Raw genomic sequence first — 10,993 nt, 5'->3', positions numbered from 1 at the left:
CCAGCAAGATCTCAAACGGCGGCTGCCGTACTAAGCACCCAGGCATCGGAGTGCTGCCCGCCATGCCGGCACGCCAACCCGGCAATGGCGGCGACGCGTCGTCTCCACGATGCGCCGATGCGTGCTGCTCGGTGGCTGCTCGGACGTCGGGGAACTGGCGCGAACGGACCGGGACTCAGCAGGATTTCAGGGCTATCGGGATGCCATTCCGGCGATCGATGACCGCAGATGTTGGCCGCACGTACCGCCTGGACCAGCCAGAACCCAGCCGGACGTGGACGGACTGAGGCGGCTTCGGCCGGACGGGTGGTAGGATAGAGTCGAGCGTGATAAGGTCCAGCGGGCAGCTTCTAACTACGGATCAGAAGGTTAGGGGTTCGAGTCCCTTCGGGCGCGCAGCACAGGGAGAAGCCCCCGACCAGCCGAAATGGCGAGGTCGGGGGCTTTCTCGTATCCGTCTGGATCGGTTTCGGTCGGCTGTGGGAGCCACTGGCCGCCTCACAGCCGCCATTGAGACTCGTCCGGTAGGTGCTCCACCTTGTCCCCGTCCGGGGAGGCTGGGCGATCTACGACTGCCCGACGAGGAGATCCGCTAGCTTTGCCGATCAGAGATATCGACGTTCGCTGAAGTCAAGGCCCCGAGGTGCACGACTCACCAGCAAGGGTCGGGCGGGGCGCAGCCGGCAGGCGAAGGGCCCACCACCATCAGATACACGAAGGAGAAGGCCAGGACCGCGAATACGGCTGCGCCAGCCACGCACCCGGCAATCGCCAGACCGCGACCACGTTGCCCAGTCGTCTTGATCTCCTTCAGTCCCGCGACGCCTACGGCAACCGCGCAGACGCCGAGCCCCAGCGCAGGGATTAGAAGTCTGATGTTCAGGTCTAACAGCAAGGCATAGCCCGCGCTGACATACAGCAGCGGAACCAGGCCCATGCAGCAGGCCGTGATCGCCAGAGGGCTGTACCTTCGGTGATTCTTGGACAGCTGACCGGTCATGGCGCGTCCTACCTTCTCTTCGCCGCTCGGATGCTCCGGCTGCGGCGCCACGAGGCCCGCCCGTCCGAGGATCATGAATGGAGCCCTCTGGATCATGCGGGCGGGCAAGGGAAGCGGCTGAGACTACGGCCTGAGCGCTTGGGGACCAGGACCAGGCGGACGGCTTCGGACGGCCCAGACGTGGTCTTGGGAATCTACGGATCAGAAGGTTAGGGGTTCGAGTCCCTTCGGGCGCGCAGCAGGTCAAGGGCCAGACACCCCACCGAACCGTTCTGTCTTCTGTGGACGTCCGGGTCCTCGGTGCGTCTCTGACGCTGCGCTTCGCTCGGGTATCGCCATGTCTGGCAGTGCTCGGGCAAGTTCGAGGGGTCTCCGCACCCGCTGCGGTTTTTGCTGGCCGATTGGCCGCGAACCCGGCTTCTCGTTGCCGGATTGGACAACGACTGTTTACCTCCCGGTGCCGCCCGCTGTGGGGTAGGGCCGCAATGGTGTGGGGCGGCGTGCCCGCCGGACCTGGCTTGCCGGTGGCAGCACGTACTGACGAGTGCAGTGGGGCGCTCGTCTACTGCGCAAGGGAGAGTTGAACCGTGCCTGCCCCTCGATCAACGCGCCAATTCAGAGGATGGGGGGCAGCCATCTCGATGGCGGTTGCCCTGTCCGCGGCGGCGCTCGTTGCCCAGCCTCCTGCTGCTGCGGCCGAGAGCCCCTTCCCCGCGACGGACATCCCGTCGCAGATATCGATGCTGTACGGCCCGGAGGGATCGGGGCCGGTGTCGATGCGATTCGCGTGGGTGACCGACCCGGACATTACCAAGTCGGTGTTGGAGTACGCGACCAAGGCGTCGTACGACGCAACCGGAAAGTTCGATCAGCGCGTCGAGGGCCGCTGGGAGCGTGCCGATATCAATGTGGCCACCAGCCAGGCGATCAATGGCCACAAGGTCGAGGTCGACGGGCTGGCCCCGGGCACGGAGTACGTCTACCGGGTCGGCGATGGCGGCTCGCTGGTCAGTGCGGTCGCCTCGTTCAAAACGCGTGCGGCGAAGGTAGCGGAGTTCTCCTTCCACTGGTACACGGACCCCCAGATGGACGACTACGAGGGCTACGTCAAGACGATGGTCCCGGCAATGGACCGGGCCTTCGGCGAGGTGCCCGACCCGGCGTTCATGCTGTTCACCGGTGACCTGGTCAACCACAGCTACAAGTCCCAGGAGTGGGACGGCTTCTTCAAGGCGCTTGAGCCGCGCGCGGCGAGCATCCCGACGTACTTCACGGTCGGCAATCACGAGTTCGAGGGCAATCCCAGCGATGGCTACCTCGACTGGGAGTCGCCCGACCCGTACTTCACCAACTTCGCGGCTCGCACCAACATCCCCCCGAACGGCCCGGCGTACTTCGGTGCCGCCGGTGGCCTGCCGATCGCAGTCGGCGAGGAGGCCAAGACGCTGCGCAACACCGTCTACTACTTCGAGTACGGGGACGCCCTGTTCGTGGTGCTCAACCACTTCGACCAGCTGAAGCTGTCCGAGCTGCGGCCGCAGTTGGACTGGTTGAAGACCGTCGTGCAGGCGTCGGACGCGAAGTGGAAGATCGCGGCCTACCACCATGGCCCCTACCTGGGCCGGCGTAACCACCCGTCGAACTACCTAAAGATCACCAAGGCGTTCGACCAGGCCGGCATCGATCTGTCGATCTCCGGGCACGATGGCATGTACCTGCGCACTCACCCGCTCAAGGACGACTTGGTCGTCGGGGATGGCAAGGGTACGACTTACCTCACCGGTGCCGCGGCGGGCGATGGGCAGGGCTACACCTGGAACCCGGAGATCGCGGGTGACTACACCGCGGTCTACAAGGACAACCAGGAGGCCAGCTACCAGACCGTCTCGGTCTCCCCGGAGCGGATCGCGATCACCTCCACCAGCCGCGATCCCCGAACCGGCGCCTACAGCGTCAACGACACGTTCCAGATCACCCAGCCGCTGCCCTCCTCGCTGGCGGATTGGGTGCCGTCGACCTCTCCCGAGCCCGTGCTCGACAAGGACTTCCCGCCCCTGGTCGAGGGCACCTACCAGATCAGCACGCCCGAGCAGTTGAGGTACGTGAGCAACAACTTCGGCGACGGGTTCGGGCAGCTGCCGGCGGACGGTCACTACGTGCTGACCAAGGACATCGACCTGCAACACCGGCGCGGGTTCCGCCCGCTGGGTCTGCCGGCCGTGAACGCCAAGGATGCCGGTCCGGGCTTCACCGGAACCTTCGACGGCGCGGGCCACTCGATCACCGGTCTCAACCTCGGGTACGACCAGGGCTGGGAGCTTGATGGCAAGCCTTCGCCCACCGGATTCGTGGGCCGACTCGGCGCGGGCGGCGTGGTCCGCAACCTGGGGCTCGTGGATGTCGACTACCGCGACACCGAGGGGCCGGTCGGCGGCGTCGCCGGCGTGGTCAACGGCGGCAGCCTGGACAGGGTGTTCGTCGCCGGCAGCGTTGGCGGCGCCCAGGACACTGCGGGCGGCCTGGTCGGCGTGCTCAACGGTGGCTCCGTGACCGACTCGTACGCGACGGTGAACCTGGACGGCGAAGCCACCACGGCTGGCCTGATCGGTGAGATCACCGGTGCGTCAACCGTCGAGCGCAGTCTCGCGGCTGGCGCGGTGATCACCACCGGGGACGCCGGCGGTGCCGTCGGCGACGTAAAGTCCGCCGACGCCGTGATCGGCGGCATCGTCGCGGCGAACCGTGCCGTCACCGGATCGACGGCCGGCAAGCTGTTCGCCGCCGGGGTCGCCGAGGCGAGGGTGGCCGGCAACGCCGTGTGGGCCGACATGCCGCTGACTGGTACGAAGGCCGAGCAGCGCGGCATCAGCGAGCTCACCCAGGCCGAACTCACCGCCCAGGCCACCTACCAGGGTCTCGGCTGGGACTTCGAGGCGGTTTGGGCATGGCAACCGGCCACCAGCTCTGCGGTCGCCTACCCGCATCTCGCCGGCCTCTCCGGTCAGGTCAACACGCTGCCGTTCACCAACAAGGCGGCACTGGCGGGTCTGCTGGCCGCTGTGACGGGCGCGAACGCCCCGAACCCGGCCGGCTACACGCCGTACAGCTTCCAGTTCCTCGCGGCGACCATCGGCACCGCCGGCGCCGTGATGAAAGACCCGTACGTGTCGCAGACCAAGGTCGACGCCGCCGTCGCCGACCTCACCACGGCCATCAAGTTCCTCAACCCGCTGGTAGCGGAGAAGCAGTTCCGGGCCGCGAGCATCGAGGAACTCCGCTTCCGGATCGCCGAGCTCGGCAGCGACGAGGACACGATCTGGATCACCGACGACATCGTTGCCGACGACCAGGGCGGGGCGATCAAGGTCGACGCCGGCAAGATCCGCCTTTCGGCGGACGAGCCGACCACGCTCACCGCGGTGGGCAACGTCTACTTCAACGTGGATGGCGCGGAGCTGACGGTCGGTCCGAACCTGACGATCGTGCAGAGCACCGACAGCACCGCGCTGACGGCGTTCTTCATGGTGCGCAACAAGGGTCACCTCGCGCTCCAAGACGCGACGATTCGGTCGGACGTCACGATGTCGGGCTCGCAGGGCGTCATCATCACCGAGGGCTCCGGCCCGACCGTCACGATCGACCGGTCCACCGTCAGCGGCAAGGGCGCACGCACCATCTACGCCTACAACGCCGGGCCGCTGTTCACGATCACCGACAGCACGATCACCAACACCAACACCGCGCTCTACCGCAGTGACTACGTGTTGAACGGCACCACGGTGATCACCGGCAGCACCGGTGGCGGTGCGGCGATCCACGACTTCCGCGGCAGCGAGGTCGCCGGGAACGTCGCGGACAAGGTCGTCACGCTCACCAAGGCCGGCACCGGGCTCGCGGTGACCGACCCGGCGTACACGATCAGCTACGTCGTGACCGAGCCCGGCGCCGCAGCACCGGGCGACCTCCAGGGCGCCGTCGCCTACACCGAGCCGATCAACCTCCCGGATGGAGGCACCGTCTGGGCGGCGCTGACCCATGCAGGCCGCCACGGCATCATCAGGTCCTTCGTCGTCGAAGCACCTGCCGGCCCCGGCGACCCGTCGCCGGCCTGTCTCGCTGCCCGGAAGCAGGCTGACGCGGCAGCAAAGGCTGTGGACAAGGCTGAGAAGGCCGTCCAGAAGGCCCAGACGAAGGTCCGGGACGCCGAAGCCAAGCTCGAGAAGAGCGTGGCGAGCGGGCGACCGGCCCAGGCCATCAAGCAGGCCGCGGCGCAGGTCACGAAGGCCAACGCCCAACTCGAGGAGACCGAGGCCGCGCTGACGACGGCAGAGGCTGCGCATGCGGCCGCCGTCGCTCAGGTGACCGCCGCCTGTCGGTAACCCCACGGCAACGCCGGATCCGGGGCCGCCTACGCCAACCTGGCGGTAGGCGGCCCCGGCATGCGGTCCGGTGCGTGCTCCGGTCACAGCCGCTCCGGGGTCCGGATGCCCAGCAGATACAGCCCCTGCCGGAGCACCCGCGCGGTCAGGTCGCAGAGCAGCAGCCGGCTCTCCCGCAGCTCACCCCCGGCCCGCAGCACCGGGCAGCGCTCGTAGAAGGCGCTGAACGCCGCCGCCAGCCGGTACAGGTACGCGGCCAGTTGGTGGAAGTCCAGACTCCGCGCCACCTCGGCGACCACCCCGGAGAAGCCGAGCAGCTCGATGGCGAGGGCCCGCTCGGCCGGCTCGACCAACGAGATTGCCGCGTCCGGCCGGGCCGCCGTCCCAGCCCGCCGGAAGATCGACCGGATCCGGGAGTACGCGTACTGCAGGTAGGGTGCGGTGTTCCCGTCCAGCGCGAGCATCCGTTCCCAGTCCAGCACGTAGTCCTTGTGCCGGTCGCTCGACAGGTCGGCGTACTTGATCGCGCCGATGCCGACGGCCCTGCCCACCTCGGCCGCCTCGGCCTCGCCCAGGTCCGGGTTGCGCTCCCGGGCCAGCCAGGTGGCCCGGGCCACCGCCTCCTCCAGCAGGGCGACCAGCTTCACCGATTCACCGGACCGGCTGCGCAGCATCCGCCCGTCCGAGCCGAGGATCGACCCGAACCCCACATGCTCGGCGCGGGCCGGCGGGACCAGCCAGCCGGCCTGCGCCGCGGCCGCGTACACCAGCTCGAAGTGCCGGCGCTGCGGCAGGCCCACCACGTAGAGCAGCCGGGTCGCCCCCACCGACCCGGTCCGGTGCCGGATCGCAGCCAGGTCGGTCGCCGGGTAGCCGTACCCACCGTCGGACTTGCGCACGATCAGCGGCAGCGGCTCACCGTCCCGGCCGGCGAAGCCCGGCGGGAAGACGCAGGCGGCGCCGTCGCTCTCCCGCAGCAGGCCGGCCCGGTCCAGGTCCGCCACCACCGGGGCGAGCAGGTCGTTGTAGCTGCTCTCGCCCTGGAAGTCCCGCGCGGTCAGGGTCACGTCGAGCAGCTCGTACACGGCGAGGAAGTAGCGTTCGGACTGCTCGACCAGCAGCCGCCACAGCCGCAGCGTCGCCTCGTCGCCGCCCTGCAGCGCCACCACCCGCTGCCTGGACCGCTCCCGGAACGCCTCGTCCGCGTCGAACTTGGCCCGGGCCGCCTTGTAGAACGCGTCCAGGTCGCCCATGGACAGCTCCTGTGCCGCCTCGGCCTCGCCCAGGTCGGCCAGGTGCTCGATCAGCATGCCGAACGGCGTACCCCAGTCGCCCAGGTGGTTGGCCCGGACGACGCGGTGGCCCAGCCACTCCAGCAGCCGGGCCGCCGCGTCGCCGATCACCGTCGACCGCAGGTGCCCGACGTGCATCTCCTTCGCCACGTTCGGCCCGGAGTAGTCGACCACCACGGTCTCCGGCTCGGCCGCCACCGGCACGCCGAGCCGGGGGTCGGTGGCCAGTGCGGCGACCAGGCCGCCCAGGGCACGGTCCGCGACGGTCAGGTTGAGGAAGCCCGGCCCGGACACCTCCGCCACGGCGCACAGGTCGCCGAGCTCCGCGCGGTCCAGCACCTCCGCCGCGATCGACCGCGGCGGCCGGCCGAGCCGCCGGGCCAGCGCCAACGCCGCGTCGGACTGGAAGTCCGCGCGCTGCGAGCGCCGCACCACCGGGTCCACCGGTAGGCCGGCCACCTTCTCGAACGCCGGCGCCAGCCGGTCGGTCAGCAGTTTCTCCAGATCCATGGGTACGCCGATCTCGCTCGGATCCGCCTCACGCGGATCTCCGGACGGGAATGCGGGCGGACCGAGGACGATCGGCGATGACCGGCGGCTCGATCCGCCGGTCGCAAGAGATGGTGCTCAGCGCAGGCGGTCGCGGGACCGCCGGCGTCGCAGCGCGCCGAGCTGGACGTCGGGGGACGTCGGCTGGTGGGCGGGCACGCTGGTCATGTCAGCAGCCTAACCGGCCGGCCCGGGGGCGGCGCAAGCGCTCTTCCGGGCCGGCCGGCAGGTCGTACGCGAAAGCTCAGGCCGGCGTGGCGACGGCCTTGCGGTACCGCTCGGCCCGCCGCCGCACCTGGGTGTACGCGCTGGTCAACCCCATCGCCCGGCGGACCTCGACCAGGGTGCGGTGCACCTCGGCCCGAGTGCGCTCAGTGCCCTCGACGATCAGCTCGTCGACCCGGCCTCGGTCGGCCTCGAAGCGGGCCCGCCGCTCGCGGATCGGGTCGAGGAACCGGTTCAACGCGGTGGCCAGTTCCTCCTTGACCTCGACGTCACCGACCCGGCCCGCGCGGTACCGCGCCTTCAGCTCCTCGACCTTCGCCCGGTCCGGGTTGAACACGTCGTGGTACGCGAACACCGGGTTGCCCCCCACCGTCCCGGGCACGTCGGCGCGCACCCGGTTCGGGTCCGTGTACATGCCCATCACCTTGCGGCGGACGGTCACCGGGTCGTCGGCGAGGCCGATCGCGTTCCCCTTGCTCTTGCTCATCTTCCCCTGGCCGTCGGTGCCGACCAGGGCGGGCGTCTCCGACATGATCAATTCCGGCACCGGGAAGACCTCGCCGTAGAGGTGGTTGAAGCGCCGGGCGATCTCCCGGGTCACCTCGACGTGCGCGGCGTTGTCCCGGCCCACCGGCACGACCTGTCCCTTCACGCAGAGGATGTCGGCGGCCTGGAGGACGGGATAGCCGAGCAGCCCGTACGGCATCTCCTCCTTGCCGGCGTCCCGGGCCATCTCCTTGAGTGACGGGACGCGCTCCAACCGGGGCACGGTGATCAGGTTCTGGAGGAGGGTGTTCAGGTCGCCGACCTCGGGGATTGCCGACTGGAGGTAGAAGGTGGCGCGGTCCGGGTCGACGCCGGCGGCGAGGATGTCGGTGACCATCTCTCGGGCGTTGCCGGCCACCTGCTCGATGTCCTCACGGGTGTTCTTCGTGGTAAGCATGTGCAGGTCGGCGATGATGAAGAAGCTCTCGTACCGCTGGTGCAACTGCACCCGGTTGGCGATGCTGCCGACGTAGTGGCCCAGGTGCAGTCGCCCGGTCGGGCGGTCGCCGGTGAGCATCCGTGCTGCGGACATGGTGGTACGCCTTTCGTGCCGGGAGAGAAACGGTGGAAGGACGCGCGGGCGCGCGGGAAGAGACCCGGGGCCGACCCGGATCAGTGGAGGCGGCTCGTCAGAGCGCGAACCGCCATCGCCCGCCGGCGCGGAACCGCAACCCACCGGCACGGAGTACGTCGAGGATCTGCTCCCGACCGTCATCGACACGGGCCGGAAGAACCGGAGCAGTAGCCGCCGGGAGACCGTTCTCGGTCTCCGGGGCGAGGGAGCTCGGCCGGACCATGCCGACAGGTTAGCCGGTCGGCGGTGGTCCTCGCCGCCCGGCTGATCGCGGTCACCGGATCGCCCGGGTGCCGCTCAGTTCCCTCGGTAGCTCTCCGCGTAGTAGCTGCCGACCTGCTCCTGGTACTCGGGGCGGCCGAAGTCGTCCGGCTCGAAGGCCGGCGAGTGCTTCACCTGCTCCCGGGTACGGTCCACGTGCACCGTGCGCGCCAGGTGATCGACCCGGGCCACCGTGCCCACCGGCAGCAGCACCTTCCGGCCGAAGATCCACGGCCCGGTGTCCACCACCAGATAGCGGGCCCCGGCTTCCCCGCTCGCCTGGTCGACCGACCCGATCCGGCCGTCGGTCGCTTCCACTCGGTAGCCCGTGAGGTCGATCGGGGTGCCCGGGCCGGGTGCGTCGGGGCCGTCGGCGCTTGCCGACCGCTGCCGCGGCACGTCGTCCGGGCCGGTCTCGTCGTAGCCGCCGGCGAGCGCGGCCGGGTCCCGCCAACTCCACGGATTGAACGGCTGCATGGTCCACCTCCGCTGTCGTCGTCGACGGAAACACTGCCCGCACGTCGAATCGCCGAAACATCAACGCAATTTACGGTTCATCATTTCCCGTTTCTGCGAGATACCTCATAATCGGTGCCCATTCTCCGGGCAGTGGGCTCCTCCGCAGGTGGGGTCGGGTGAACCTGCCCGTCAGCACACCCGGAAAGGACTCGGAGTGTTCGTCGGACACATTCGGTCCAGCCGACGTTCCGACGATTCTGGTCCCGCGTCCCAGGTGTCGAGGAAAGGAAGCGCAGATGCAGCGAGCAATTCGACGAATCAGAATCGGGGCGGCTGCGGTGGCCGTACTGGTCGGGCTGGCCGGGACCGGGGCGCGGGGCGCTGCGGGCAACCCGTACACCGCCCAGGGGCTGTGCGGGCCCGGCTTCGTCAGCGTCGACCAGGACCCCATCCGGAACGCGACCACCGGCGAGCGGCTCGGCACCGTCCACCTGCTGCGCAACCCCTTCACCGGGTACGGGTGCACGGTGACCCTCAAGTCGGCGTTCCTCGGAAGCCTCACCAGGACCCAGGTCTACCTGGATCCGGAGCTGATCCCCTCCTTCTCGGTCGACGACGGCAACCGGCTCTACGCCGCCGGCCCGGTCTATGGGTACGTCGGCACTGGTTGCGCGATCTGGGGCGGCGCCATGGCCGACACCTCGGGCACCCTGTACCGCCACGACCGGGCGAACCCGGCCATCGGCGGCGCCGTCACCTGCTTCTGACTCCCGGCGGGTGGGGCGGGCCGGTGCCCCGCCTCCACCGGGCACGGGCGGCGCAGCGTTCCCCGCGGGAACGGGCCGCCGGCCATGGCGACGCTGGCATACTGGCCTGCCATGGTGCTGTCGCGTGGCTGGTCGCTGTTCCTGGTCGGGGTCGGGGTGTGGACCTGGCTGATCTGGCCGAGGTTCGCAGTCGCCATCTGGAACGACCCGCGCTCATGGTCGACCGGCACGATCGGCGAGGGCACCCCGACGAGCTTCCTCTGGGTGCACGCCCTGCTGATCGCGGCCTCGCTGGCGATCGGCACCACCGTCGGGGTGCTCGGTATCAGGGGCTGGCTCGCGGCTCGCCGGGGTCGTTCCACTGCCCGAACCGCCAGTGCGGCGCGGGACGTCACGCCAGAAACCCGGGTTGGGCAGGGAAGATAGTCCGACGATGATGATGTGACGCGGGACGCCGCCCGCGGATTTGACGATCAAAGCCGAAGACGCGTAACTTTCTCTCTGCCAGCGCGGAACGGACGAAACAGGGCGAAAGTCCTGAAGGCCGGAGCGCAGGAACGACGACCAGGCTCGGATGGATGACACCATCGGACCTGGACCGGGCGGGGCTCGCCGGAAACGCCGCAGGGCGGATTTGGTGGAGCGGAACCGACCGGGTAAGGTTGTCGACCGGCAGGGCACCGGGCGAGTTCGCGGTCACCGCGACGGCCGGCCTGCCAAATCCGATGATCGAGCACAGCGGTCCGCTGCTGGGCGAGTTCACCGGCGCCAACCCGTACGAAGCACGACAGACCGGGACACACGGTTTGACACGGCGGAGACGGTGAGGTAACGTAGTAAAAGTGCCCGGCGCGAGAGCGGCGGTCGCGGTGAACGAAATGCCCCGGATGGTGGCCCTGCGGAATGCAGGGTTGCTGGATGGTGTGTGGTTGTTCTTTGAG

At 69.2% G+C, this 10,993-nt stretch carries 7 protein-coding genes; 3 read left to right on the top strand and 4 right to left on the bottom strand.

The annotated features are described in order from the left end of the window. Nucleotides 1-652: 652 nt before the first annotated feature. Entirely contained in the window at nucleotides 653-1,075 is a 423-nt protein-coding gene (locus A6A27_RS03795; RefSeq protein ID WP_073832973.1) for a DUF4190 domain-containing protein, read from the bottom strand. Nucleotides 1,076-1,776: 701 nt separating this feature from the next. Here A6A27_RS03795 and A6A27_RS03790 point away from each other — a divergent pair. Further along, nucleotides 1,777-5,379: a purple acid phosphatase family protein gene (locus A6A27_RS03790; protein ID WP_241825053.1), complete on the top strand. Its 3,603-nt coding sequence runs from the start codon at nucleotides 1,777-1,779 to the stop codon at nucleotides 5,377-5,379. An 83-nt stretch (nucleotides 5,380-5,462) separates the two neighbouring features. Here A6A27_RS03790 and argS read toward each other — a convergent pair whose 3' ends face one another. The 3 genes from argS to A6A27_RS03775 form a co-directional block, all read right to left on the bottom strand. After that, nucleotides 5,463-7,181, bottom strand: coding sequence for an arginine--tRNA ligase (gene argS, locus A6A27_RS03785; protein WP_073832970.1), 1,719 nt, complete (start codon nucleotides 7,179-7,181; stop codon nucleotides 5,463-5,465). 283 nt (nucleotides 7,182-7,464) lie between these two features. Next, the gene (gene trpS, locus A6A27_RS03780) at nucleotides 7,465-8,523 is read right to left on the bottom strand and encodes a tryptophan--tRNA ligase (RefSeq protein ID WP_073832968.1); all 1,059 of its coding nucleotides are present in this window, start codon (nucleotides 8,521-8,523) and stop codon (nucleotides 7,465-7,467) included. A 339-nt stretch (nucleotides 8,524-8,862) separates the two neighbouring features. Further along, on the bottom strand, nucleotides 8,863-9,303 hold the full coding sequence (locus A6A27_RS03775; RefSeq protein WP_073832966.1) for a PRC-barrel domain-containing protein: 441 nt from the start codon (nucleotides 9,301-9,303) through the stop codon (nucleotides 8,863-8,865). A 278-nt stretch (nucleotides 9,304-9,581) separates the two neighbouring features. On the opposite strand from A6A27_RS03775, the gene A6A27_RS03770 reads away from it, so the two are divergent. Next, nucleotides 9,582-10,052 (top strand): hypothetical protein, encoded by a 471-nt coding sequence (locus tag A6A27_RS03770; protein WP_143193854.1) that lies wholly within the window; start codon nucleotides 9,582-9,584, stop codon nucleotides 10,050-10,052. A gap of 111 nt (nucleotides 10,053-10,163) precedes the next feature. Beyond that, nucleotides 10,164-10,478, top strand: a complete 315-nt coding sequence (locus A6A27_RS03765) for an SCO4848 family membrane protein (protein ID WP_073832975.1) — start codon at nucleotides 10,164-10,166, stop codon at nucleotides 10,476-10,478. Nucleotides 10,479-10,993 lie beyond the last annotated feature (515 nt).

It is taken from the genome of Micromonospora sp. CB01531, from assembly GCF_001905095.1.
Lineage (GTDB): Bacteria > Actinomycetota > Actinomycetes > Mycobacteriales > Micromonosporaceae > Micromonospora.
Note: the sequence above shows the minus strand (reverse complement) of the source record. Positions and strands in the feature narration are given on the sequence as shown.

Bases quoted from the DNA above. Each gene is read 5' to 3' on its own strand.
- A6A27_RS03795 (WP_073832973.1), bottom strand. From the start codon at position 1,075: ATGATCCTCGGACGGGCGGGCCTCGTGGCGCCGCAGCCGGAGCATCCG.
- A6A27_RS03770 (WP_143193854.1), top strand. From the start codon at position 9,582: ATGCAGCGAGCAATTCGACGAATCAGAATCGGGGCGGCTGCGGTGGCC.
- trpS (WP_073832968.1), bottom strand. From the start codon at position 8,523: ATGTCCGCAGCACGGATGCTCACCGGCGACCGCCCGACCGGGCGACTG.
- A6A27_RS03790 (WP_241825053.1), top strand. From the start codon at position 1,777: ATGCGATTCGCGTGGGTGACCGACCCGGACATTACCAAGTCGGTGTTG.
- A6A27_RS03765 (WP_073832975.1), top strand. From the start codon at position 10,164: ATGGTGCTGTCGCGTGGCTGGTCGCTGTTCCTGGTCGGGGTCGGGGTG.
- argS (WP_073832970.1), bottom strand. From the start codon at position 7,181: ATGGATCTGGAGAAACTGCTGACCGACCGGCTGGCGCCGGCGTTCGAG.
- A6A27_RS03775 (WP_073832966.1), bottom strand. From the start codon at position 9,303: ATGCAGCCGTTCAATCCGTGGAGTTGGCGGGACCCGGCCGCGCTCGCC.